At 59.6% G+C, this 24,459-nt stretch carries 19 protein-coding genes; 14 read left to right on the top strand and 5 right to left on the bottom strand.

Annotated elements, in window-relative coordinates:
• Nucleotides 1-418: 418 nt before the first annotated feature.
• Nucleotides 419-1,234, top strand: a complete 816-nt coding sequence (locus ACOYW0_RS13110; protein WP_246317750.1) for a DeoR family transcriptional regulator — start codon at nt 419-421, stop codon at nt 1,232-1,234.
• Nucleotides 1,235-1,483: 249 nt separating this feature from the next.
• Here the strand turns inward: ACOYW0_RS13110 and ACOYW0_RS13105 are convergent, their stop codons facing one another.
• Nucleotides 1,484-3,007 carry an OmpP1/FadL family transporter gene (locus tag ACOYW0_RS13105; RefSeq protein WP_482414320.1) on the bottom strand — a complete coding sequence of 508 codons (1,524 nt, stop codon included), beginning with the start codon at nt 3,005-3,007 and terminating at the stop codon, nt 1,484-1,486.
• 495 nt (nt 3,008-3,502) lie between these two features.
• On the opposite strand from ACOYW0_RS13105, the gene ACOYW0_RS13100 reads away from it, so the two are divergent.
• The gene (locus ACOYW0_RS13100; protein ID WP_482414319.1) at nt 3,503-5,113 is read left to right on the top strand and encodes a sigma 54-interacting transcriptional regulator; all 1,611 of its coding nucleotides are present in this window, start codon (nt 3,503-3,505) and stop codon (nt 5,111-5,113) included.
• 578 nt (nt 5,114-5,691) lie between these two features.
• Here the strand turns inward: ACOYW0_RS13100 and ACOYW0_RS13095 are convergent.
• Nucleotides 5,692-7,257 carry a YifB family Mg chelatase-like AAA ATPase gene (locus tag ACOYW0_RS13095; RefSeq protein ID WP_482414318.1) on the bottom strand — a complete coding sequence of 522 codons (1,566 nt, stop codon included), beginning with the start codon at nt 7,255-7,257 and terminating at the stop codon, nt 5,692-5,694.
• Between the two features lie 381 nt (nt 7,258-7,638).
• Here ACOYW0_RS13095 and lpxC point away from each other — a divergent pair, with 381 nt between their 5' ends.
• The 7 genes from lpxC (at nt 7,639) to ACOYW0_RS13060 (ending at nt 14,984) form a co-directional block, all read left to right on the top strand.
• On the top strand, nt 7,639-8,505 hold the full coding sequence (lpxC, locus tag ACOYW0_RS13090; protein WP_482414317.1) for a UDP-3-O-acyl-N-acetylglucosamine deacetylase: 867 nt from the start codon (nt 7,639-7,641) through the stop codon (nt 8,503-8,505).
• A complete protein-coding gene (locus ACOYW0_RS13085) occupies nt 8,502-9,074 on the top strand; it encodes a DUF4390 domain-containing protein (protein ID WP_180138846.1) in 573 nt (190 codons plus the stop codon). Before lpxC ends, ACOYW0_RS13085 begins: the two co-directional genes overlap by 4 nt.
• Before the next feature lie 9 nt (nt 9,075-9,083).
• Nucleotides 9,084-11,384 (top strand): ATP-binding protein, encoded by a 2,301-nt coding sequence (locus tag ACOYW0_RS13080; RefSeq protein WP_482414316.1) that lies wholly within the window; start codon nt 9,084-9,086, stop codon nt 11,382-11,384.
• A gap of 44 nt (nt 11,385-11,428) precedes the next feature.
• Nucleotides 11,429-12,778: a sigma-54-dependent transcriptional regulator gene (locus ACOYW0_RS13075; protein ID WP_482414315.1), complete on the top strand. Its 1,350-nt coding sequence runs from the start codon at nt 11,429-11,431 to the stop codon at nt 12,776-12,778.
• Nucleotides 12,779-12,796: 18 nt separating this feature from the next.
• The gene (rsmD, locus tag ACOYW0_RS13070; RefSeq protein WP_482414314.1) at nt 12,797-13,345 is read left to right on the top strand and encodes a 16S rRNA (guanine(966)-N(2))-methyltransferase RsmD; all 549 of its coding nucleotides are present in this window, start codon (nt 12,797-12,799) and stop codon (nt 13,343-13,345) included.
• 245 nt (nt 13,346-13,590) lie between these two features.
• A complete protein-coding gene (gene coaD, locus ACOYW0_RS13065; protein ID WP_180138840.1) occupies nt 13,591-14,088 on the top strand; it encodes a pantetheine-phosphate adenylyltransferase in 498 nt (165 codons plus the stop codon).
• A 5-nt stretch (nt 14,089-14,093) separates the two neighbouring features.
• Nucleotides 14,094-14,984: a selenium metabolism-associated LysR family transcriptional regulator gene (locus tag ACOYW0_RS13060; RefSeq protein WP_482414313.1), complete on the top strand. Its 891-nt coding sequence runs from the start codon at nt 14,094-14,096 to the stop codon at nt 14,982-14,984.
• Between the two features lie 319 nt (nt 14,985-15,303).
• Here the strand turns inward: ACOYW0_RS13060 and ACOYW0_RS13055 are convergent, their stop codons facing one another.
• Nucleotides 15,304-15,891 carry a YqaA family protein gene (locus ACOYW0_RS13055; protein WP_180138836.1) on the bottom strand — a complete coding sequence of 196 codons (588 nt, stop codon included), beginning with the start codon at nt 15,889-15,891 and terminating at the stop codon, nt 15,304-15,306.
• A 6-nt stretch (nt 15,892-15,897) separates the two neighbouring features.
• Nucleotides 15,898-16,560 carry a protein-L-isoaspartate(D-aspartate) O-methyltransferase gene (locus tag ACOYW0_RS13050; protein WP_482418833.1) on the bottom strand — a complete coding sequence of 221 codons (663 nt, stop codon included), beginning with the start codon at nt 16,558-16,560 and terminating at the stop codon, nt 15,898-15,900.
• 321 nt (nt 16,561-16,881) lie between these two features.
• Here ACOYW0_RS13050 and ACOYW0_RS13045 point away from each other — a divergent pair, with 321 nt between their 5' ends.
• The gene (locus ACOYW0_RS13045; RefSeq protein WP_482414312.1) at nt 16,882-17,841 is read left to right on the top strand and encodes a potassium channel family protein; all 960 of its coding nucleotides are present in this window, start codon (nt 16,882-16,884) and stop codon (nt 17,839-17,841) included.
• A 22-nt stretch (nt 17,842-17,863) separates the two neighbouring features.
• Here the strand turns inward: ACOYW0_RS13045 and ACOYW0_RS13040 are convergent, their stop codons facing one another.
• The gene (locus ACOYW0_RS13040; protein WP_482414311.1) at nt 17,864-18,451 is read right to left on the bottom strand and encodes a 5-formyltetrahydrofolate cyclo-ligase; all 588 of its coding nucleotides are present in this window, start codon (nt 18,449-18,451) and stop codon (nt 17,864-17,866) included.
• A gap of 313 nt (nt 18,452-18,764) precedes the next feature.
• Here ACOYW0_RS13040 and serS point away from each other — a divergent pair, with 313 nt between their 5' ends.
• The 4 genes from serS to ACOYW0_RS13020 all read left to right on the top strand — a co-directional run bounded on the left by serS (nt 18,765) and on the right by ACOYW0_RS13020 (nt 24,380).
• The gene (gene serS / locus ACOYW0_RS13035) at nt 18,765-20,039 is read left to right on the top strand and encodes a serine--tRNA ligase (RefSeq protein WP_482414310.1); all 1,275 of its coding nucleotides are present in this window, start codon (nt 18,765-18,767) and stop codon (nt 20,037-20,039) included.
• Nucleotides 20,036-21,544, top strand: coding sequence for a threonine synthase (thrC, locus tag ACOYW0_RS13030; RefSeq protein WP_482414309.1), 1,509 nt, complete (start codon nt 20,036-20,038; stop codon nt 21,542-21,544). Before serS ends, thrC begins: the two co-directional genes overlap by 4 nt.
• 123 nt (nt 21,545-21,667) lie before the next feature.
• Complete coding sequence (locus tag ACOYW0_RS13025) at nt 21,668-23,419, top strand: LysM peptidoglycan-binding domain-containing protein (protein ID WP_482414308.1); 1,752 nt, start codon at nt 21,668-21,670, stop codon at nt 23,417-23,419.
• A 205-nt stretch (nt 23,420-23,624) separates the two neighbouring features.
• A complete protein-coding gene (locus ACOYW0_RS13020; protein ID WP_482414307.1) occupies nt 23,625-24,380 on the top strand; it encodes a tetratricopeptide repeat protein in 756 nt (251 codons plus the stop codon).
• Nucleotides 24,381-24,459 lie beyond the last annotated feature (79 nt).

The following is a 24,459-nucleotide window of genomic DNA, read 5'->3' as shown; positions in this document are numbered from 1 at the left end:
TAGAGTCAGATTAAGGACCTGCCCATCAGTGCAACAGCGCCCCCGTATTCCACACACGGACCGAGACCGCACGTCAAAAGATCCCCCGCAGCTCAGGATGTTCGTTTTCCAAAACAGACACACATTTCGGATACCCGGCGGACACGCTGCGGTAAACCCTTTGGTTTTCAACCATAAACTTCTTGGCATTTCCAGCGCGTCCGGTTCCCTGACAAGGTTCGGAATCGATCCTTTGACCATCCACATCCAGCAGATTGTTCACAATACAACATAAATTTTCGGATTTGAAAACCCAAAACTATTGCTTCCGGCACAGAGAATCGGGATAATAGCTCTTGAGAAAAAGGAATTACGATGCTATCACACATTAAACTTTGCAGGTTCGTTCTCATCAAAACCGAAAATAAGGAGAGTAGAGGTGAACACCGGGGATCGGGAATACAACGCAGCAGATGTCATCCGAACGCTGCCGAGGCGTCAGAAGGCGATCTATGACATGGTCCTTGAAAAGGGCTTTGTCTCCATCGAAGGGCTCTCCCAGCACTTCTCCGTGACGCCCCAGACCATCCGGCGGGATATCAACAACCTGTGCAGCGCCAAGCTGCTCCAGCGTTACCACGGAGGCGCCGGTCTCCTGAACAGCGTGGAAAACTTCACCTACTCCACCCGAAAATCGCTGTGTTCGGAAGAGAAAATCCGCGTGGCCCAGCACGTGGCCCAGTTCATCCCCAACAACGCCTCCCTGTTTCTGGACATCGGCACCTCCACCGAAGAGGTGGCTCGGGCCCTGGTGGACAAGACCGGCCTGCGAGTCATCACCAACAACCTCAACGTGGCATCCATCCTGGGGCAGAACCGGGGCTTTGAAATCCTGGTCTCCGGGGGCGTGGTCCGAAACCACGACCTCGGCATCACCGGGGAGGCGGCCATCGACTTCATCAGCCAGTTCAAAGTGGATTTCGGCATCATCTCGGTGGCGGGCATCGACCCCGACGGCACCCTCATCGACTTCGACTACAACGAAGTGCGCATCGCCCGGGCCATCATCAGCAACTCCCGCCAGGTCTTCCTGGTGGCCGACCACTCCAAGTTCAACCGAAGTGCCATGGTGCGCATCGGCAACCTGGAAGAAGTAGACGCCCTGTTTACAGACCGCACCCCCCCGGCCTCCTTCCTTGAGATCATCAAGCGAGGCGATGTGAAGCTGCACATCGCGCATGGCGGCAAGCACTGACCCCTGAAACAACTGAACGAACCACCACCGCATTCGAACGCAAAAAGGGCCGCCCCCATCCGGGGCGGCCCTTTTTTTGTTGCCGATGCACGGCTTTTTTGTGCTCACAACCACTGTCTGCAGTGACGACCCGGACCCAGGAGGGCCCGGGCCCATCGCTGCAATGCCGGGGAAGGGGCCAATGGCGATGGCGGGGTGCCCCTCCCCCGAGGACACCGACGGTCGCCGGTGCCGGGAGACTGAAAAAAATCAGAAGCGGGCTGTCAGGGTCACGCCCCCGCCCACGATGTAGCCGTCGGCGCTGGCTGAAACCACGTTGCCTGCAAAGCTTTCGTTGAGGTTCGTGCTCTCGCCACCCACCACACGGGCCTGCTCGATGTCCGTGTACTGAAACACCGCATCAATGGTGTAGCGACCAAAGTTAAACCCGGCTCCCAGGGAGTAGGTCTTCTTGTCCGCATCGGGCCACTGCATGTCCAGGGTGTTGTCGGGGATGGGCGTGGGGTCGTAGAAGTAACCGCCGCGCACGGTGATCATGTCGTTGATGATGTATTCCATGCCGAAGCGGAGCTGCTTGGTGTCTTCCCAATCCCTTTCATAAGCTTCTTCCATGCCACTCTGTATGGGATCAGCACCTGGAAACACGCCAATGTCTATGGGGTTGGACAGCTTGGACACCTGGTCCTTGTTAATGCTCCAGTCCGTCCAGACCAGGTCGCATTCAATGGAGAACTTGTCATGGGGCTGGTAGCGTACACCGGCCTGTATCTGCTGGGGGTGATTGTAGTCCATCGTTGCCGTTGCAACCTTGACACCGTCTTTAAACACGTCGCCTTCAAAATCGGCATCGCACTCGCTCCGGTAAGTCAAACCGAGGGTAATGGTCTCCTTGGGCTTGTACATCACACCGATGTTGTACGAATAGTTTACATCATCTTCCAACTCCATGCCGATGGCGGCCTGATGGTCGGGAGAGGGAAGATTCCCAAATTCACTTCCGTCCACGATCCCGGCTGCGCTCAGCTGGGCTGAGTAGGCCGCGGCTTCCCCATACTTTTCGGGGTCGGCAGCCGCTGCATTCGCATAAACAACGGCGGCACCAGCAACGTTATTAATTGGGCCTGTTCCCATTTTCTTACTGATCGTATCGGCATTGTCGATCAGTTTCCCTACAAACTCAGTGGTATTGGAAATCAGATACTTACTCGTATCTGCACCGGCCTCAGACTTGCCGATGGTGACCCCCACACCGAAGGAGAGCTTATCGTTCACCTTGTACGAAAGGGAAGGCGTCACGCCATATCGCTTATAGTAAGAGTGATAGGCACTGTAAGAACCCGGGTTTTTAGTGGGGTCCTTTTCCCAGTCCAGCTCCATGCCCCAGGGTGCGTACGCTGCAACGCCCAAGGCGAAACGCTCGCTGATCTTCTGGGCATAGCCCAGATGAGGGGCCACCAGAATGTCGGACTCGTCGCTGAAATCCGTAGGCTCAATGAGGTTTTGCGACATATCCGAGCGGTTGGTCACCGTAAACTGGGACATCTCGATGGTGGGGTCCACCGCAAGGGCTCCCACGGAAAAGACCTTGCCCTCAATCTGGGAGAGGCCCGCCGGGTTGTAGTACGCGGCAAAGGGGTCGTCGGCCGTGGCCGCATAGGCCCCGCCCAGGGCGGTAGCCCTGGCACCGATACCGTATGTATCCACCGAACCTGCATAAGCCATCGTGGAAGCGGCAAGCACACAAACCGCCGCACAAGCAAAACGTTTCACCATTGTTTCCTCCTTACACATAGCATGTCAACATAGCAGCGACGCTCGAAACCCGGGACTGAAATCATCCCTTCATACCAGTGCCCCATCCATAAACACCGTCCCACCGTCACACCTACTCGCCCTCTTCAGGGAGATTTCCGGCAAGATATCTGGGATGTTGCGACCCAGCACACCGATCTCAGAGTCAAAAAACCGACCGTACGGAACACTACACATCAGGTGCATATTAAAGCCCGGTTCAAAAGTTAATGACGCCTTCTACATATGCGACCAGCGTTCACTTAAACCGCGCAGCACTGTACCACTCTTCTACCGGAAGTCAATTGTGCAACCATCGTGCCACTGCGTGAACAATGGTTATTGAGTAATCATTCCACCACATTCACAGAATCCCGGAACGGACAGGTTACACGCCATTTCGTTTCATATTGAAATCATAATTTCAAAATGATACAAAGTTTAAACCCTGAGCCCACTTTCACAGAGGTGATCATTATGCTTTCCGACCCCTTCTCCCCGTCGCAACTCATCACCCGGGACCCCCAATACGGGTTTCCCCTTTTCGGCCCCAGCCGTGTCCTGGGCGTCAGCATCGCCACCCTGGAACGGTTTTACCGGGACTTTACCGAAATGGTGGACAAAAAAACCCGCCGACGCATTGCCGAAAACCTGGGCTACGAGGTCGGCCTGGGCCAGGCCACAACCCTGTCCGGGCTCTGCGCCTTTTCATCGGCCTCGGAGCACCTTCACGCAGGGAGCAGGCTTCGGAACTTCACCGGCTACTGCCACGAACGCATCACCTCCCTGGACATCACCCCCGAGGGAAAGCTGGTGCGATTCAGCGGCCGGTGGGCCGGATCCTTTGAAACCGCCATCTACCTCAAAACAAACAGCCGCAAAAACAGGGGCCATGCCGGGCGACCGGTGTGCCTGGCCCTGTGCGCCATCCTCAGCGGGTACGCCTCGGCGGTGTTCGGAGAAAAAATTGTGGTGAAGGAAACGGCCTGCCAGGCCATGGGAACAGCGGAATGCCACTTTGAAGGAAAACCGGCGACGGAATGGGACATGGGCGAGGCCCCGCCGTACATGGATGATGAGGGCGACCACGCCCTGGAGAGCAACATCACCAAGCTAAGGGAAATCCTGGGCCTTGAACATCGCCCGGCCGCGGCCCCGCCCTTTTTCGCAACAACCGACCCGGTGTGCAGGGATTCCGGCTTTCGGGCCGTGCTGGATCGCACCGACAAGGTGGCCCCCACCGACGCCACGGTCCTTATCTTAGGGGAGAGCGGATCGGGCAAGGAGGTTGTGGCCCGCCGGATCCATGCCGGATCCCGCCGCAGCAATGCCCCCTTTCTGGCCATCAACTGCGCGGCCCTGCCCCCGGAGCTCCTGGAATCCGAACTCTTCGGCCACGTGCGCGGAGCCTTTACCGGCGCTGAAAAAACAAAAAAAGGGCTCTTTGTCTCCGCAGGGGAAGGCACAATCTTTCTGGACGAAATCGGGGACATGCCCCTGCCTGTCCAGGGCAAGCTCTTGCGCGCCCTGCAGGAGAGGGAAGTACGCCCGGTGGGCGGCCTGGAGGACATCCCCGTCAAGGCCCGCATCGTCGCCGCCACCAACCGCGACCTGGCCGCCATGGCCCGGGAAGGCTCCTTTCGCCAGGACCTCTACTACCGGTTGTCGGTCTTTCCCATCACCCTGCCCTCACTGGCCCAACGCAAAGCGGACATCCTCCCCCTGGCCCACGCCGCCTTGAAAAAACGGGCCCCGGACCACCCGGGGTTTTCGTCAGCCGCAGAAAAAGCCCTGCAAAGCCACACCTGGCCCGGCAACGTCCGCGAGCTTGAAAACTGGGTGGAACACGGCCTCATCCTTGCCGGCAACACCCCCATCGACACCGATCACCTCCCGGAAGCCCGGCGCACAACCCCATCCGGCGACAGCATCGACGGCGACCTTCCCAGCCTGGAAGACCTCACCCACCGCTACATCCACAAGGTCCTGGCACACACCAACGGCAACAAAAAAGAGACCGCCGGCATCCTGGGCATCGGTACGGCAACCCTGTGGCGACACCTTAAAAAGGAAACGATGGGGGGCTAAGGGCTAAGGGCTAAGGGCTAAGGGCTAAGGGCTAAGGGCTAAGGGCTAAGGGCTAAGGGCTAAGGGCTAAGGGCTCATAGGTGCCTGAGGAACGGATGTCAAGCCCACGATTCGACACCTCGTCACTCTTTCTAATGATGCCTCCGGCGGCCCTGCCGGGGGCCAAACTTTTGCCAATTAGATGTCTTGGGTTTGGCAAACAGGTTTTGCTCAATTTCACAAAAATCTTCGCGAAAGCTCTTCCCCTGAGGAACGAAGGGGGAGGGCTTTCGCAACCTGGGGTCCAGGGTGGCGAAGCCACTTAGGCCCAAAATCCCCTGGCCGCCGGAGGCAATGCGGATAGATCCACATTGGACAAGTAGCAACAACGTATCCTGTTACGTCGAAGCTTGTGAGCCTGCCCGTATAAACCCTCAGCGTTCATGTCGGGCGTAGCCCGAGCCGAAGGCCCTTGCGCTTTGGCCCGAGGAACGAGGGACAAAGCGCAAGGGCAATCAGCTTTCGAGGTGGCTCACCTCGCCGCCGGAGGCTTGCTTTTGCCCCCGACTTTAACCATAGAAGGCATCGCTGCCTGTGTTTTAACTGGGGCAGGTTGCTTCCCAGGGTTCCCGTTCGTCGGCCCGGGAGAAGATCTCCCGGTACTGGATGGCTTCGGCCACGTGGGGGGTATCGATGGCATCGACGCCTTCGAGGTCGGCGATGGTGCGGGCCATTTTCAGGCAGCGCATCCAGGCGCGGGCTGAGAGGCCCAGGCGTTTCACCGCGGATTCAAGCAGGTCCCGGGAGTCCGGGCCCACCTGGCAGAAGGCTCTTACCTCGCGGCTTCCCATCTGGCCGTTGAACCGGACGGGAAGGTCTTTGAACCGATGTGATTGCCGGGCCACGGCGGCCACCACCCGCTCCCGCACTGCGGCTGAAGCCTCTGCCCCGGTCTGTTTTCGTCCGGAGAGTTCGTCAAAGGAGACGGCGGGCACCTCCACATGGAGGTCGATGCGGTCCAGCAAGGGGCCGGAGATGCGTTCCTGGTATCGTTCCACCTGCACGGAGGAGCAGCGGCATTCCCGGCCGGGGTGGGTGGCGTATCCGCAGGGGCAGGGGTTCATGGCACAGACGAGAAGGGTGTCGCTGGGGTAGGTAACCTTGATGCGGGCCCGGGCGATGTGGACATCCCCATCTTCCAAAGGCTGCCTCAGGACATCCAGGACCCGCTTTTTGAACTCGGGCAGCTCGTCTAAAAACAGCACCCCGTTGTGGGCAAGGCTCACCTCCCCGGGCATGGGGTTTTGGCCCCCACCGATGAGGCCCGCATCGGAGATGGTGTGGTGGGGGGAACGCACCGGGCGAATGGTGACCAGGGGCGTGTTTCTGTCCAGAAGGCCCGCTGCGGAGTGGACCCGGGTGGTCTCCAGGGCCTCGCCAAAGGAGAGGGGAGGCAAGATGGAGGGAAGGGCGCGGGCCAGCATGGTTTTCCCGGAACCCGGCGGCCCGTTCATCAGGAGGTTGTGGCGCCCGGCCGCCGCGATCTCAAGGGCCCGCTTGGCATGTTGTTGGCCCACGATGTCTGAAAAATCCACGGGGCAGGTCCCGGCACCGGGCTCCAGCCCCTCAAAGGGCGGCTCGGGCATCAGGGGATGGATGCCCTTGAAAAACCCCACGGCCTCGGAGAGGCTTCCCACGGCAAAGACCCTGATGCCCCGCACCACCGAGGCCTCGATACCGTTGTCCCTGGGGACCATCACCGCGTTCATCCCGCGACGCCCGGCCTCCATGGCCATGGCCAGGACGCCTCGCACCGGCTTGACTCGTCCGTCCAGGGCCAGCTCCCCGCAGATCAAAAAGCCCGATGCCGCGCCCTGGGGCACCATGCCCGTTGCCGTGAGAACCCCTAAGGCCACGGGCAGGTCAAAGCCCGTGCCCTCCTTGCGCATGTCGGCCGGGGCCAGGTTGACGGTGATGCGATCCCTGGGAAACTGGAAGCCGGAATTGGTCACCGCCGCCTTGACCCGCTCCCGGCTCTCCCGCACGGCGGTCTCGGCAAGCCCCACCGTGGTAAAGGCCGGAAGTCCGCGGGCGATATCCACCTCCACATCCACCACCCGGGCTTCCACCCCCACCAGTGCACTGCTGAAAACCCTGGCCAGCACGCCCCCTCCTTTTCACCCCCCAGGGAGCCCCGGGCTCCGGGATGACAATGGCTTTGATATTTCATGGTATTTGATATATAAACCCACTAAGTTGAGATTTTTCCGAATAATCAGGGGCCACGGACCACGGCACCCACATCCACCCGCGTGTGTCGACTTTACGAGTGATACCACGCACAGACAGACGGCCCTTTCGGGGCATAGGATGTCGACACGCCTGATGCGTTTATCGGACAAACCCATCACACAACCATGCACAAACGATTTGGATACGTCGGGAAAGACTCTCAAGGGACACTGAAACGATCGGACACGATCAAAACGACGATATCGGGCGGCCTTTTTCAGGCCCCCGCAGACGATACGGTGATGACAATTTACATGAATCAACGCACCTTAGCAAAACCTTTTTCATGCTCGGGAACCGGCGTCCACTCCGGTGTTCGGGTCAACCTGACCGTCCATCCGGCCCCCGCCAATCACGGCATCCGGTTCCAGCGCAGCGACCTCCCGGACAGCCCCACCATCCGGGCCCTGTTCCGAAACGTCGTGGACACGAGCCTTGCCACGGTCATCGGCCAGGAGGGCGCCATTGTCTCCACCATCGAGCACCTCATGGCCACCTTTGCTGGCCTTGCCATCGACAACGCCCTGGTGACCATCGACGGGTATGAGATGCCCATCATGGACGGCAGTGCCCGCGTGTTTGCCGAAGGCATCATGGAAGCAGGCATCGTGGCGCTGGACAAACCCCGGAGCTTTCTGGCCATCACCAAAAAAGTGGAGCTCTGCGAGGGGGACAAGCGGGTGACCGCCGTGCCGTGCGACCACTTCTCCATCACCTGCGGCATCGCCTTCAATCACCCCATGATCAACGAACAGAGCGTCACCCTGGACTCCCGGGACAACACCTTCCTCACGGACATCAGCCCGGCCCGCACCTTCGGGTTCTACCGGGACATCAAAATGCTCAAGCTTTACGGGCTGGGGCGTGGCGCGGAGCTGGACACCGGCATCGCCCTCACCGACGACGGCATCATGAACGAAGGGGGCCTGAGGTTCCCCGATGAGTTCGCCCGCCACAAGCTCCTGGACTGCCTGGGTGATTTTTCCCTCTTGGGGATGCCGATCCTTGCCCACATCACCACCAGCAAGTCCGGCCACGCCTTTAACCACGCTTTCCTGGAGACCCTGTTCGAACACAAGGACTCCTGGGAGACACGCACGGTGGAAGCCGACGCCCTATGAAAAGCCGACTCTCAACGCTTGCCGTCTGTGTGGTGCTCCTGATCCTTCTCCTTGCCGCAGCCGCAGGGGCTGCGTCCCAGGACCCGCGGCTCGCAAGCCTCACCATCACCAACACCCGGGACCACCTGCTCCTTTACACCGAGCTGGAGGGGGCCTTTGTGGAAAAGGTGGAGACCGCCGTCCAGAGCGGGGTGGAGACCACGGTCTCCTACGACATCGACATCTTCGAGCAGAAGCGGTTCTGGTTTGACAAGCGCATCGCCTCCATCCGGGCCGAACACCGGGTCAAGTTCGACGCCATGAAAAAGGTCTACACCATCACCCGCTCCTGGGCCGAGCCCCAGAGCCTCACCACGGAAAACTACGAAGAGGCCAAGCAGGTCATGAGCCGCCTGGAAGGGCTGCGCGCGGCCGCCCTCACCGACCTGACACGCGGGGAAGCCTATCAGGTCAGGGCCAGGGCCCGCCTGGAAGAGTTCACCCTGCCCGTCTACCTGAAGTTCATCGGCCTCTTTGCCGATCTGGACGCCTTTGAAACCGACTGGCGACACGCCGCCTTCGTCTATTAAGAGGTGGCCATGACCCCACCCCTTGACACGCCCCCCACCGAGTCTTCACATAAAACCGGTTCTTCCCCCGGCCGGATGCCCATGGACTTAAGCATGAAGCGTCCCTCGGCCGAGGCGGAAAAAAAGCGGCAGAAGCGGGAGTTCCTCTTCATTGCCCTTCTCATCGTGACCGTGGGCCTCATCTCCTACGCCATCAGCAAGGCATCAAACTACGGCGCCAACTTTCCCATCTCCAACACCCTGTTGATGTTCATTCTCATCAACATCAACATGATGCTGCTGCTGACCCTGATCATCCTGGTCTTCCGCAACCTGGCCAAGGCTTACTTCGACAGGCGGAAAAAGACCATGGGCTCCAAGCTCCGGGTAAAGCTCGTCATCGCCTTCATCTCCCTGACCCTGGTGCCCACGGTGGTGCTCTTTTACTTTTCCATGCAGTTCATCTCCACCAGCATCGCCTACTGGTTCAACGCTCCGGTGGAACAGGCCCTGGAAAACTCCCTGTCCATCGGCCGGGAGCTTTACACCCACATTGAAAAGAACAACGCCTTCTTCCTGGATCGCATCGCCTACCAGCTGGACAAAAAGTACCTGAACTCAAGCAAAAAAAGCGCCCTGTCCAATTACATCGTGGTGAGCCAGCGCGCCTTCAATTTAGACGCCATCGAGGTCTACGGCAAAAACACCGATCGCCTCACCTTCTCCATCTCCTCGGACACCGCCCCCACCACCCTCAACCTCATCGCCGCCGGGGAACTCCAGAAGGCTGCCCAGTCCAAGGGGATCCACACCCTCATCGAAGAGAGCGGGGGCCAGGAACTCATCCGCAGCATCGCCACCGTCCCCTTCCGGGCCGATCGCCAGAACGCACGGGCCTATGTGGTGATCACCATCCGGGTTTCCAGGGAGCTGGTGGGCAACATCTCCTCGGTGACCCGGGGCTTTGAAGAGTATCAGCAGATCAAGCTGATGAAAAAGCCCATCCGCACCACCTATTTCATCGCCCTGTCCATTGTGGCCCTGCTGGTCCTCTTCTGCGCCATCTGGTTTGCCTTTTACCTGGCCCGCTCCATCACCATCCCCATCATGGAACTTGCCAAGGGCACGCGGCGCGTTGCCGAAGGGGACCTCTCCTTTCACATCGACGTGGTGGCAAACGACGAAATCGGCAGCCTGGTGGTGGACTTCAACAAAATGACCCGTGACCTCGGGATCAGCCGGGAACAGCTGGCCCTGTCCGCCCGCATGCTTAAAGAGCAGAACCTGGAGATCGAAGAGCAGCGGCAGTACATGGAGATTGTCCTGCAGAGCGTCTCGGCCGGGGTCATCTCCCTGGACCCCTCGGGCCATGTGGCCACCATCAACAAGTCTGCCGAGCGCATGCTGCAGGTCAAGAGCAAGCATGTGATCCGCCACCACTACACCGAGCTTTTAGGGGACCAGGAGAGCCAGACCGCCAAGGAGATCTCCGAAAAACTGGAGAACTCGGGCAACGGCATCAACTTTCCCGTCTCCCTTGCCATCAGCGGCAAGCCCCGGAGTTTCAACGTCCACTCCACCACCCTCCGGGACGACAACGGCAACCCCATGGGCCTGGTCATCGTCTTTGACGACATGACGGAGCTTGAAAAAATCCAGCGCCTTGCGGCCTGGCGAGAGGTGGCAAGGCGCATCGCCCACGAGGTCAAGAACCCCCTGACCCCCATCGCCCTGTCGGCCGAGCGCCTCAAGCGCCGCTACTCCAAGGTGGTGGCCGAGCCGGTCTTCGACGAGTGCACCCGCACCATCATCGAGCATGTGGACCTCATCCGCAACCTGGTGAACTCCTTTGCCTCTTTTGCCCGATTCCCCACTGCCAACCCTGAGCCCTGCGAGCTGCCTCCCATCGTGGAAGACTGCCTGGTCCTTTACCGGGAGGGCCTCCCCGATATTGAGTTTACAGTTGAGTTTGTAAATGATATTCCCCTTTTGAATCTCGACCGTCAGTTGATCAAGCAGGCCCTCATCAACCTGATCGAAAACGCCGTGGCGGCTGTTCGGGGACGGGGGCGAATCGCCCTATCCCTTTCGTACAACAGCCTCAAGCAGGTGGTCACCCTGGAGGTGGCCGACTCCGGAACCGGCATCCCCGATCCCGTCAAAGCCCGGCTCTTTGAGCCCTACTTTTCGACCAAAAAATCCGGGACCGGCCTGGGCCTTGCCATCGTCAACTCCATTGTTTCCGACCATAACGCCGAAATCCGGGTGCTGGACAACGATCCCACCGGCACCCGCTTCGTCATTGAATTCCCGGTACAGGCCCCGGCCTGATCCCGGCTTCGGCTCACCAAGAGCCCGCCCAAGGAGAACACCTTATGTTTCCAACCCTGCTTATTGTGGATGACGAACAGCCCATCCTCCATTCCCTTGAGGGGCTGCTCTCCGACGAGGGGTTTAACGTCCTGACCGCCCCCAACGGCTATGAGTGCCTGAAGACCATCGACGCCGAGCACCCCGACCTGGTGCTGCTGGACATCTGGATGCCGGGCCTGGACGGCATCGAAACCCTGCGGGAGATCAAGAAGTCCCACCCGGACATTCCCGTTATCATGATCTCCGGCCACGGCACCATCGACACGGCGGTCACCGCCACCAAGTACGGGGCCTTCAGCTTCATCGAAAAGCCCATCAGCATCGACAAGGTCATCGTGGCCATCAACAACGCCCTGAACTTTCGCAAGCTGGAAGAGGAGAACCGCTTCCTGCGGACCCGCATGATCGCCAAAAACGCCATCGACGGCTCCAGCCCTCCCATCCTGGCCCTGAAGCAGCAGATCATTGCAGCCGCCCCCACCGAAGCCCCCATCCTCATCACCGGGGAGAACGGCACCGGCAAGGAGCTTGCCGCCCGGACCATCCACCAGTTCAGCACCCATTCGGAGAGCCCTTTAATCACGGTCAACTGCGCGGCCATCCCGGAAGCCCTTTTTGAAAGCGAGCTCCTCGGCCATGAAAAAGGCGCCTTCGAAGGGGCCAAGGCCAAGCACATCGGCCGCTTTGAACTGGCCGACGGGGGCACCCTCTTCTTCAACGAGATCGGGGACATGACCCTGGCCAACCAGGGCAAGCTGCTTCAGGTCATCGAAGAGAAACGCTTCTGCCGCCTGGGCGGGAGCCGGGTCATCGACGTCAACGTGCGCATCATCGCCGCCACCAACAAGGACCTCAGAAAAGAGATCGAAGAGGGACGCTTCAGGGAAGACCTCTACTTCCGCCTCAACGGCGTGCCCTTGGACATGCCCCCCTTGCGCAACCGGCTGGAGGACCTCCCCCTGCTGGTGGGGCGCTTCACCCAGGAGTGGTGCAAAACCTCTGAGTCCGAGCCCAAAGCCTTTGAGCAGGACGCCATGGAAGCCTTGGCCGACCACAACTGGCCCGGCAATGTGCGGGAGCTGAAAAACCTGGTGGAGCGCCTGCTCATTACGGTCAATAAAGAGACCGTCGCCCTGGCCGATCTCCCCACGCCCTACCGCGCCCCGGACACCAGAGAGAGCGCGGACAGCCTCTCTGAGCTGGCCGATATCGCCGACTTCCGGGAGGCCAAAGAGGCCTTTGAACGGGAGTACATCAAACGGCGCCTCGCAGAGTGCGACAACGACACGGCGGCAGCAGCCAAAAGCCTGGGCGTCAGCAAGGGCCACATCACCAAAATTCTCAAATCGTAAGGGCATCAGGCATCATCCATGCGCATCATTGGCGGAGAACGACGCAAGAAAAAACTCCTGGCCGTCCCCGGCATGGCCACCCGGCCCACGGCGGACCGGGTCAAGGAGACCCTCTTCAACATCATTCAGAGCCACATCCGGGGGGCCTTTGTCCTGGACCTCTTCTCAGGCACCGGGGCCCTGGGCCTCGAAGCCCTGAGCCGGGGGGCGGACCATTGCCTCTTCGTGGACAACCAGAGGCAGGCCCTGGAGACCTGCCGGAAGAACATCGCCGCCTGCGGCTTTGAGGAGAGAAGCACCGTCATCAAGTGGGACATCGCCCGCAACCTGGGCTGCCTCTCCCGCTACCCATCCCGGCTGGACCTGGTGTTCATGGACCCCCCTTACCGTAAAGGCCTGGACGACCTGGCCCTGGCCCACCTCAGCCAAGCCGGGGCCCTGGCCCCGGAAGGGCTTGTGGTGGTGGAACACGCCGCAGACGAGGCACCGTCGGCGCCCGACGGCCTGACCCTCACCGAGACCCGGCACTACGGCTCCACAGCCCTCTCCTTCCTCTCTCCCCAGTAAGGGCTCCCCGAAAAATACGGGCCTTCCGGCACGTCCCGGGCAACCCCCCTTAATTCATGGGGTTCCCGCCACCTGCTGCCGCGGCATTCACTGCCGCGGTGGCGGAACCGGTTGCACGGCCCCGTCTCCTGCCCCTCTAACATATGCAATTTCCGATGAAAAAGGTTGTTCCCCCTCTTTTTTTTGTGTTAGAGCTTCTCTGACATTGGGCCCACTGTTCATTCAGCGAAAAAGGATCTGACACCATGGAGACAATCGCCGTTTACCCCGGTTCCTTCGACCCCCTCACCAATGGCCACATCGATCTTGTGGAACGTGGATTGAAAATCTTCGACAAAGTGGTCATCGTGACCCTCAACAACAGGGCAAAAAAGCCCCTCTTTTCCGTGGAGGAGCGCCTGTCCATGATCCGAGACTGTTTTCAGGGAATGGATTCCGTGGAGGTGGATGCCTTTGACGGGCTGGTGGTGGATTACGCCCGGAAGCGAAACGCCAACGCCATCCTGCGCGGGATGCGGGCGGTTTCGGACTTCGAGAACGAATTTCAGATGGCCATGTTCAACCGGCGGCTCAACCGCGATGTGCAGACAGTCTTTCTCATGACCGGCATGCGCTGGATCTTCACCAGCTCCTCCGGTATCAAGGAAGTGGCAAGCTTCGGCGGGGACGTCTCCGGCATGGTGCCCCCCTCCATCGAGAAAAAGCTCAAAGATAAATTTCACCAGGCATACAGCAAGGGTTAACGGGCATGGATTTCTGGCAACTGACCATATTCTGCAAGGTGGTGGAGCTCAAGAGCTTTTCCCGTGCAGCCGAAGCGATCTACCTCTCCCAACCCACGGTGAGCAGCCACATCAAGGACCTGGAGGAGCACTGCGGGTTCCGCCTCCTGGACCGCCTTGGCAAAGAGGTGCTGCCCACCAAGGCCGGCACCCTGCTCTTCAGCTACGCCAAGCGCCTGCTGGCCCTGCGGGACGAAGCCGAGACAGCCCTCTCCCAGTTCCGGGGCGTCACCAAGGGCTCTTTGACCCTGGGCGGAAGCACCATCCCCGGCGGATACATCCTGCCCGAGATCATCGGCCGGTTTGCCAAGGCCCACCCCGAAGTCCAGGTCTCCCTCATCATCCGGGACACCCGGGACATTGCCGACGGCATCTTAAACGGTGACGTGGAGCTGGCCGTCACAGGGGCGCCCCTTTCGGACCCGGCTATCTTCCAGGAGCCCCTTTTCGAAGACGACATGCGCCTCATCGTCCCCGCTGACCACCCCTGGGCCAAACGAAAAAGCATCCCCGTGGAGATGCTGAAAACCGAACCCTTTGTCACCCGGGAAAAGGGATCCGGCACCCTGAAGTCCCTGGACCAGAGCCTCTCCGACGCCGGGTTCAACCCGTCTGACCTCAAGATCGCTGCCCGCATGGGCAACACCGTCTCCGTGTGCGAGGCCGTCAAGTGCGGGGTGGGGGTCTCCATCCTCTCCACGCGGGCCGTGGAACGGGACATCCAGGCCGGCCTGCTGGCCGCCATCGCCATCGAAGGGGTGAACCTCAAGCGCTCCTTTTACCTCACCCGCCACAAAAAGCGCACCCCCTCCCCCCTGGCAGACGCCTTTGCCGCCTTTCTCAAGAAAACAAGTTAAAAGCGAGCCTCCGGCGGCGAGGTGAACCACCTCGAAAGCTGATAGCCCTTGCGCTTTGCCCGACATAAACGCAGATGGTTTATGCGGGCTGGCCCGCAATCATCCAGGTAAAAGGATACGATGTCGCTACGTGTCCATTCTCGGTTTCACCGCACGGCATCCGGCGACCAGATAGGGCTAAAAACAGAATGCCCCCGTGTTTTAACCTTTCTTCCTCGGGTTAAGACACGGAGGCATTGATAAAGCCTCGATACCGCTTGCAGCGATGGGTTCCGTCATGCAGGCGCTGAGAGGTTTCAAGCGGCCCCCAGCGCGTGCCCTACATCACGTGGGCAATAAGGACAAAACCGCCCACGAGAAGGACGGTGAAGGCGGTGACCACCAGGTTGAAATACTTGTCGATGAAGGCTTTGATGGTGGGGCCGAAGAGGTAGATGAGCCCGGCCACCAGGCAGAAGCGACCGGCCCTGCCCACGGCGGAGGCAAGGACAAAGATGGGGAAATTGATGGAGAAGAGCCCTGCGGCAATGGTGAACACCTTGTAGGGAATGGGGGTAAACCCGGCGATAAAGACCACCCAGGCGTCCCAGGTGTTGTAGAGGTGTTCCACCCGGGCGAACTTGTCGGCAAAGCCGAAGAGGGCCACGATGCGATCCCCGATGGCGGCCATGAACTGCCAGCCGATGAGGTACCCGAGCATGCCCCCCAGCACCGAGCCTGCGGTGCAGATCAGGGCAAACCGAAAGGCCTTTTTGTGGGCGCCCACGGCCAGAGCCACAAGGAGCACGTCCGGTGGAATGGGAAAAAAGGACGATTCGGCAAAGGCGATGAGGAAAAGGGCCCAGCTCCCGTAGGGGGACTCCGACCAGCTCAACACCCAGTCGTAAAGACGACGCATGATCTGCATCGGTTGCTACTCCTTCCAGCCGAACTCCCCGATGAGGGGAACAAATCGGCATTTGCCCATGTTTTCGTGCACCAGCTCATCCCCCGCCCGCGTGATGCGCAGCAGGTCCTGGGTATCGGCGCCCCCCACCGGCATGACCAGGCGACCGCCGTCTGCCAGCTGATCGGTGAGGTGAGTCGGGATCTCCGGGGCCCCTGCCGTCACGATGATGGCGTCAAAGGGGGCCTCTTCGGGCCAGCCCGTGGTGCCGTCTGAAAACCGGGGTACGATGTTGAAATAGCGCAGGGTGTCAAACACCTTCCGCGCCCTCATGTACAGAGTGTGAATCCGCTCGATGGTATACACGCGATAGACCAGCCGGGACAATACCGCCGCCTGGTAGCCGGAGCCGGTGCCCAGTTCCAGGACCCGGTCATCCGGTGACAGACAGAGGGCCTGGGTCATCTCGGACACGATGAAGGGCTGCGAGATGGTCTGCCTCTCTCCGATGGGGAGGGGAAAGTCTCCGTAGGCCCGATCCATGAGGGCTTCACTGACAAAAAGGTGACGGGGAACCTCCCCCATGACCTTCAGCACGCGGGGATCGCTGATACCGCGCCCGGCGATCTGACGCTTGACCATCTCCTCCCGCTGGCGTGCGTATTTTCTCTCCAACACATCCATGCCCATCCCTTCCAACCCTTGCTTGATGAAAATATCGTAAGCGGCGAACACCGGCAGCACCGGGCCTTGATATTGCCTACGACCTCTCCGTCAGTCTACTAGAAATTTCGTCTGGGCTGTGTATAGCACAACTTATTAACGAATAGTATTGGAAATACTGCTTTTTTTTCTGTAAAATGGGGGATCTTTTCACCCGCAAAAGGCAAGACGCTGAAGGTGATTTTCCTTTAAACACAGGATGTTGCAACATCAAACATCCGACTGTCAACGACAGGGACGGATCCATTGGAAGGGCTCAAGCAGGTCGCTATTTCGGTCATTCTCCTGATGCTCATCATCACGGTGGGCATCGGCGGGTTTATGACCATCGAAGGGTGGGGCATCACCGATGCCGCCTACATGACCCTGATTACCATCACCACCGTGGGTTTCGGAGAAATACACCCCCTCTCCCCCGTCGGTCGGCACTTCACCATGGTCATCATTGTCCTCGGGACCAGTTTTTTCATTTACGTGGGCGGATCCGTGGTTCAGTTCATGGTGGAGGGCCAGATTCAAACCCTCATGGGGAGGCGCAAATTGGACAAGAAAATCACCCGTCTGAGAGACCACCACATCATCTGCGGCTACGGCCGCATCGGCCGTGTCCTTTATCACCAGCTCATGGCCACCACCCCCATGGACATCGTGGTCATCGAAAAATCACCGGAGCTGGTGCCCCACATGGAAGCGGACGGCGCCTTGTACATCTCCGGCGATGCCGCCTTGGAGGAGAACCTCATCCGGGCGGGCATCAAAAAAGCGTCCTGCCTCGTGGCAGCCCTGGCAACAGACACGGACAACGTCTTTCTCGTGCTCACGGCCCGACAGCTCAACCCGGAGATCTTCATCATGGCCCGCTGCTGCTACAAGGAGTCCCGGTCCAAGCTCATCACGGCCGGGGCCAACATGGTGGAGTCTCCCTACGATATGGGGGCCGCCAACATGGCCTTGAAGCTGCTCCGCCCGACGGTCACGAACTTTCTGGAGTTGGCGCTCCAGGACCGAAACAAGGACATCCAGATGGAGGAGATCGTCATCCACGAGGACTCCGAACTGGTCAACGTAATGCTTCAGGATTCGGGCATCCGGCAACGATTCGACCTGATCATCATCGCCATCAAAACCCGGGAGGGAACCATGCTCTTCAACCCCTCCTTTGAAACCGTCCTCAAGCCCGGAGACACGGTGATTGCCGTGGGCAAAGGGACAAACCTGGCAGGCTTGCAGGCTGCGCTCCAGCCTTGAGGAACGGAGAACCCGGCCCACATCAAATCTTGTAGATGGTCCGGGTATCGGTAACGATGATGTCGATGTGCTTGTTTCTCGAATCGGTGGGGACCTGGGCAATCACCTGCTCTTCAAAGGCGATGGCCACCTTTCGGGTGGTGATGGGGAGTTTCTGGACAAACTTGTCGTAAAACTTGTCCCCGATGCCGATGCGGCCGCCCTTTTCATCAAAGGCCTGGCCCGGCACGATGGCAATGTCGATGTGATTGATGGGAACGGTCTTGCACCGGCCGGGATCGGGGACCAGGCAGCCGTCGGGGCCGTCAATGAGATCTTCGGGGCTGTTTTCCACCTTGTACAGGGTGGTTTTGCTGGACTCCCGATTGAACACGGGCAGCACCACGACCTTGCCCCCTTCCAGGGAACGCTTGATGATATCAAGGGTTTCCACCTCGCTCTGCTTGGCCAGGTAGAGAAGCACGACCTTGGCTTCCATGAAGTTGGCAAAACCGAAGAGCCGCTCTTCAATGGTCTTCTGCTTTCGAGACTTCTCCTCGGGCGGAAGCGCATCCAGAACAGCTTCCACCTCAGCGATTATTTCCTTTTTTTTCTCTCCGGCATCTTCCATATATAATCTCCAGTCTTTTTCGCTAAACACATAAAATCAGTAATGATTGGTAATTTTCAAAGCTATTGACTGCCACCATGGACCGTGATAGTAATTTTAAGTTTTTAAAAACAAAAAACCACAATGCCGACCATACCACGAAACGGCATGATATCCGTGGTCCAGCCCGGTCCTCGGTCCATACCATAACACAATACGATATGGGAATCGACAGCTCTGACACAAAATCGTGGTTGTGTGTCCTGCCGAGGCTCTGTAAGGCCGGGTTGCCAAGCGTCCACCATCCCACGTTGCCAGAACAGGTACCTTAATTATGCTTGAACTCAAGTACGTCAGAGACAACCTCCAGACCGTGGAGGATGCCCTCAAGAAACGAGGCGGCAAAGCCGATCTCGCCACCTTCGCCACCTGCGAAGCCAAACGCCGTGAACTCATCGGTGAACTCGAAGCGCTCCGTAACCAGAGAAACACGGTCTCCGACGAGATCGCCGCCATGAAAAAATCCGGGGAGAACGCCCAGCCCCAGATTGATATGATGAAATCGGTCTCCACCCGCATCAAGGCCCTGGACAAAGAGGTCAACGAGGCCGAAGCCACCCTGCAGGAGATCCTCATGGGGATCCCCAACATTCCCCACCCCTCGGTCCCCGAAGGCAAAACCGACGAGGACAACATCCTGCTGCGCACCGTGGGCACCCCCACCTCTTTTGCCTTCGAGCCCAAGGCCCACTGGGACATCGGCGAAGACCTGGGCATCCTGGACTTCGGCCGGGCCTCACGCATCACCGGCGCCCGCTTTCCCCTCTACTTCGGGGCCGGGGCACGGCTGGAGCGGGCCCTCATCAACTTCATGCTCAACCTGCACACCGAAGAGCACGGGTTCTCCGAGGTGCTGCCCCCCTTTATCGTCAACCGCAACAGCCTCAAGGGCACGGGCCAGCTCCCCAAGTTCGAGGAAGACCTCTTCAAACTGGAGGGCCAGGAGTACTACCTGATCCCCACGGCCGAGGTGCCGGTGACCAACATCCACGCAGGCGAGATCCTCACCGACAAGGACCTGCCCATCCGGTACACGGCCTACACCCCCTGTTTCCGCTCTGAAGCAGGCTCCTACGGCAAGGACACCCGCGGCCTCATCCGCCAGCACCAGTTCAACAAGGTGGAGCTGGTCAAGCTGGTTGATCCGGCCACCTCTTACGACGAACTGGAGACCCTCACCCAGAACGCGGAAAAGGTCCTCCAGCTCCTGGGCCTGCCTTACCGGGTGGTGACCCTCTGCAGCGGCGATCTTGGTTTCTCCTCTGCCAAGACCTACGACATCGAAGTGTGGATGCCCGCCCAGGACACCTACCGGGAGATCTCCTCCTGCAGCAACTTCGAAGACTTCCAGGCCCGCCGCATGGGCATCAGGTTCCGCCCCGAGGGCGAGAAAAAGCCGCGCCTGGTTCATACACTCAACGGCTCCGGGCTGGCTGTGGGCCGCACCGTGGCCGCCATCCTGGAGAACTTCCAGCAGGAAGACGGGACTGTCAAAATCCCTGAAGTGCTCGTACCCTACATGGGCGGCAAGGAGGTTATTGCCAAATGAAACCATCGGATTTTCCAGAAGACATCCGGGAGCTGATCCTTCCGTCCCCGGAAGGCACCATGATCTACCGCTGCCTGGGCTGCGGCAGCGAACACGGCATTGACGAGCTGCTCTACGTCTGCCCGGACTGCGGCAGCGTCATGATGCTCCACGAGACTTCCAACCTGGCGGCCAAAAAAGCAGACGGGCCCACCTGGCGAAAGATCCTGGACTACCGGCGCATGCTCAACATCCCCGCACTCAAGGGGATCTACCGGTACCACGAGTTCCTCGGCCCTGTGGTCCCCCTGGACGCTGTGCTCTACCTGGGCGAAGGACACACCCCGGTGGTGGAAGCCAACACCCGCCTCCAGGAGCTTACCGGTGCCCGTTTCTTTTTCAAAAACGACGGCCAGAACCCCAGCGCCTCCTTCAAGGACCGGGGCATGGCCAGCGCCCTCTCCTACATCAACTCCCTGGTAAAAAAAGGGAGCATGAAGGAGATCCTGGCGGTGTGCGCCTCCACCGGAGACACCTCGGCGGCTGCCGCCCTGTATGCCTCCTACCTCACCGACGGGATCAAGTCCGCCGTCCTGCTTCCCCAGGGCAAGGTCACGCCCCAGCAGCTCTCCCAGCCCCTGGGCAGCGGGGCCAAGGTCTTTGAGATCCCGGGCGTGTTCGACGACTGCATGAAGGTGGTGGAGAACCTCTCTTCCCGCTACGACGTGGCCCTGTTGAACTCCAAGAACGCCTGGCGCATCCTGGGCCAGGAGTCCTACTCCTTTGAGATCGCCCAGGACTTCGACTACGCCATGGAGAACATGGTGGTGGTGGTTCCCATCGGCAACGCCGGGAACATCACGGCGGTGATGAACGGCTTCCTGAAATTCTACGAGGCAGGCATCATCGAGACCCTCCCCAAAGTTATCGGGGTGCAGTCACACCACGCCAACCCTGTTTACAAGTACTACCTGGAGCCGGACACGGCCAAGCGGGAGTTCAAGCCCGTCACCGTCAAAGCCAGCGTGGCCCAGGCGGCCATGATCGGCAACCCCGTCTCCATGCCCCGGGTCATCAACGTGGTGGAGACCTACAACCGCCTTTCCGAGAAGAAAAACGTCTTCTTCATGGAAGTCACGGAGCAGGCCATCATGGACTGCGAGCTCCTGGCCAACCGCAACGGCCACATCGCCTGCACCCAGGGCGGCGAGACCCTGGCAGGGCTCATGGAGGCCGTCAAGCAGGGCCTGATCACCGACGGTGAGACCGCTGTCATCGACTCCACGGCCCATGCCCTGAAGTTTTCCGGTTTCCAGGAGACCTACTTCTCCGGAACCTTCCCGGAAGAGTTCGGCATTACCCCGAACCCGGAGCTGGTCAACGCACCTGAGGATGTCAAGGCCGAGGGCCTCACCGAGTTCCCCGCGTCCGGGGCGCCCCTCACCGGGGAATCCTTTGAGCGATTTGTCCGGCTGACGGCCGATGCCATCGCCACCCGCCTGGACCTTGCCCGTCAAACATCATAACTCATTGCAGGGCAGGGGCCTTTTCCCGTGAAAAGGCCCCTGCCCCGTCAAATCCCAGGCTCCTTCCCGGTTCATGCCGAGCCATGGACGGGGCCTCAGTCCACCATGGAGGCCCCGGAGCCTATGGGTTGTAGGATCAAACGGCTGTTGCCCCTGCTGGTTCTTCTCGTCATCTGTATCGTTGCGTCCGGCCACGCCCGGGCCGAGGTACTCTACAAGCGCTATTACGTCCAGAACGTCAACGGCCGGGATGTCCTCAGCGAGCCCTACACGGTGCGCCCCAACGACTATGTCATCAAGATCCTGAAGCGAAAGGGGGAGATCTCCCACACCAACTTTCCGCTGTTTTTGAACATATTCAAGCTCATCAACCACCACATCGCCGATATCAACCGCATCCACCCTGGCCAGAGAATCTTCGTCCCCCTGAAGTGGCTGGAACCCGACGCCCTTCCCGGGCAGCGGCGAGGGGTCGTGGACCTTCCCTTTATTACGGCGGCACCGGTCAAGCAACTCATCACCCAGGGCGCCAAAACCCACAAGGTGGCCCCCGGAGACTCGGTCTCCCGCATCATCTCCAACCAGTTCGGGCCCACGGGAAGCCGGACCTACCGGGAAGGCGTCAAACTCTTCCGATTGGTGAACCCCACGGTCAAGGACCTCAACCGCATCTACATCGGCCAGGCACTCAAGATCCCCGATGCGTCGGTTCTGAATGAACAATGGTACTCCTCTGTATTTGAGGCAGACGGTGAGGTGGTGTTGAACGCCTCCCCCACCGACACCTCGTCACCGGAAGAAACCGGGGACACCCAGTACGACGAAGAGGAGGCAGACGGCCTGAAGGATCCCTTTGACGCCCTTGCCAAGCTCCTGGGAGGTGTTCTCCTGAACCGAGGGCGATACTACTTTCCCGACGCCGAGGGCACGGATTTTTCCGTGAACCTGTCGGAAACCCCCATTCTGCAGCTTCCCGAAGGGCGACGAATCCTCTTTGTCCAGAACGGCCTCTCCCTGTCCGCAGAGCGACGGCGTATCATGGCCACCCATTTCAAGAACCTGCAGTTCACCGACATCTCCACCGAGCCCAGCCTGCCCCTGCTCCTTGACGCGGTTCAGCTTGCGTACCCAAAAATGCGCCTGCCCATGCCCCTCTCCTTTTCCGAAGAGGGCATGAACCTCTCCCTGAAAGCGCGCTGGGCGTTTAAGTACGACCGGTCCAAATCCCCTGAGGCTTTCCGGGGCATCATCGTCTCTGACCTTTCCGACCCCTCCGGGCGATTTCCCGTTCCCCTGACCGCCTACTTTCGAAAGCACGGCCTTGTGCTGCGGGAATCCCTCCAGGGCGAAGCCCTTCCGCCGGTCTTCTATGCGGTGGAAAAGAGCACCTCACTGAAACGGATTGTCCCCCGCACACGCAAAATCTACGTTGAAAAGCTCGCCAAGGCCCTGGGCCTTATGTACGATTCCAACATCACCATTTCCTTCTCCTATGCCGGTACCCAGCTGGAGACCACCTCCAACATGATACGGGATCCCCAGGGAGAAGGCGCCCTGGTCGACTTCGGCCAGCTCTACGGCGATGCTGCTTTCGCCATCGAAAGCTCCGGCCTCAAGGTGGTCTCCATCCGAAAGGGAGACTATCTTTTCAACGCCACCCTGAAGCTTCTCTCCAAGCTGGGCATTCCCCATGAAAAGAACCCGCGCTTCGAGTTCGGAAAGGCGGGTCACGGCCTTTCCTGCGCCCTCACCGTGGACGGCATCCTGGTCAAGCCCGCCCCCCTGGTCAAAAAGCTCATCGTCGCCTCCACATTGCCCGACCCGGTCATCGCCCTCCTTGAAGAGCAGGGCCTCGGCATTATCCAGGTCCGATAGCCCGAACCTTTTTGAAAAAAGGGACCCGCCGGAGGCAACTGGCAATTGCAATAAAACGAGATTCATGGCACGTTGCGCTATAGGCGCAAACACAGCGTTTTCTCCAAAGATACCTCCCTTCACGGGGGCTTGACCATGACCCATAGGCGATACGAATCGCAACGATCCCGACCATCGCACACACCATCTAAATACCGGGGGCATCATGAATTCATCTGCACGCATCCTGCTCGTTCTTCTGGCCGCGGCCCTGCTGGCCGGTTGCGCCAGCAAAACACCCATGTTGAAAAAGCAATCCGAGGCCCAGCGCAACCTGGGTGAGGCCTACCTGAGCCAGGGCGACTACACCGCCGCCCTCAAAGAACTCCTTGAGGCCGAGAGCCTCTACGCCGACGATTACCTCCTTCAAGACGACCTGGGCAAGGCCTACACCGCCAAAAAAAGGTACGAAACCGCCCTCATCCACTTCCAGCGATCCATCGACCTGCAGCCCGACTACGGCCCGGCCAAAAACAACATGGGATCGGCCCTGTTGCTGATGGAACGATGGGACGATGCCATCGAAATCCTCAATCAGGTGTCAAACAACATCCTGTATGCCACGCCCCACTACCCCGTCTACAATCTCGGGTGGGCGTACTATAACAAAAAAATGTACGCCAAGGCCGTCGGCTACTTCAACAAAGCCCTGGAGATCCACCCGGAGTTCGTCCTTCCCATGCGGGGCATTGCCCTGTGCCACATGGCCGAAGGGCGCCTTGCCGATGCCACGCACTGGTTTGAAAAGGCCGTCGACACCGCCCCCAGATTTCAGCAGCTTCACTACGAACTGGCAGGGGCCTACCTGCGCTCCGGTTCCTATGAAAAGGCCAAAACCACGCTGACAGCAACCATCGCCATCAACGACCAGACCCCCATTGCCGCCAAAGCGCAGCGTGAGCTCGCGGCCCTTTCCATTTAACCCTCCCCTTCCAACGGCACGGCCCCGGTCTCTCACCGGGGCCATGGGCCACGTGAGACCTTTCGCCACGGGCCAGTGA

The sequence above is a fragment of the Desulfoluna sp. HI9BLuna genome, from assembly GCF_056829775.1.
This window is presented reverse-complemented; position numbering and strand designations above follow the sequence as displayed.

Coding starts and splice junctions, on each gene's coding strand:
- ACOYW0_RS13105 (WP_482414320.1), bottom strand. CDS start 3,007: ATGGTGAAACGTTTTGCTTGTGCGGCGGTTTGTGTGCTTGCCGCTTCC.
- ACOYW0_RS13100 (WP_482414319.1), top strand. CDS start 3,503: ATGCTTTCCGACCCCTTCTCCCCGTCGCAACTCATCACCCGGGACCCC.
- lpxC (WP_482414317.1), top strand. CDS start 7,639: ATGAATCAACGCACCTTAGCAAAACCTTTTTCATGCTCGGGAACCGGC.
- ACOYW0_RS13085 (WP_180138846.1), top strand. CDS start 8,502: ATGAAAAGCCGACTCTCAACGCTTGCCGTCTGTGTGGTGCTCCTGATC.
- ACOYW0_RS13080 (WP_482414316.1), top strand. CDS start 9,084: ATGACCCCACCCCTTGACACGCCCCCCACCGAGTCTTCACATAAAACC.
- ACOYW0_RS13075 (WP_482414315.1), top strand. CDS start 11,429: ATGTTTCCAACCCTGCTTATTGTGGATGACGAACAGCCCATCCTCCAT.
- rsmD (WP_482414314.1), top strand. CDS start 12,797: ATGCGCATCATTGGCGGAGAACGACGCAAGAAAAAACTCCTGGCCGTC.
- coaD (WP_180138840.1), top strand. CDS start 13,591: ATGGAGACAATCGCCGTTTACCCCGGTTCCTTCGACCCCCTCACCAAT.
- ACOYW0_RS13060 (WP_482414313.1), top strand. CDS start 14,094: ATGGATTTCTGGCAACTGACCATATTCTGCAAGGTGGTGGAGCTCAAG.
- ACOYW0_RS13055 (WP_180138836.1), bottom strand. CDS start 15,891: ATGCAGATCATGCGTCGTCTTTACGACTGGGTGTTGAGCTGGTCGGAG.
- ACOYW0_RS13050 (WP_482418833.1), bottom strand. CDS start 16,560: ATGGGCATGGATGTGTTGGAGAGAAAATACGCACGCCAGCGGGAGGAG.
- ACOYW0_RS13045 (WP_482414312.1), top strand. CDS start 16,882: ATGCTCATCATCACGGTGGGCATCGGCGGGTTTATGACCATCGAAGGG.
- ACOYW0_RS13040 (WP_482414311.1), bottom strand. CDS start 18,451: ATGGAAGATGCCGGAGAGAAAAAAAAGGAAATAATCGCTGAGGTGGAA.
- serS (WP_482414310.1), top strand. CDS start 18,765: ATGCTTGAACTCAAGTACGTCAGAGACAACCTCCAGACCGTGGAGGAT.
- thrC (WP_482414309.1), top strand. CDS start 20,036: ATGAAACCATCGGATTTTCCAGAAGACATCCGGGAGCTGATCCTTCCG.
- ACOYW0_RS13025 (WP_482414308.1), top strand. CDS start 21,668: ATGGGTTGTAGGATCAAACGGCTGTTGCCCCTGCTGGTTCTTCTCGTC.
- ACOYW0_RS13020 (WP_482414307.1), top strand. CDS start 23,625: ATGAATTCATCTGCACGCATCCTGCTCGTTCTTCTGGCCGCGGCCCTG.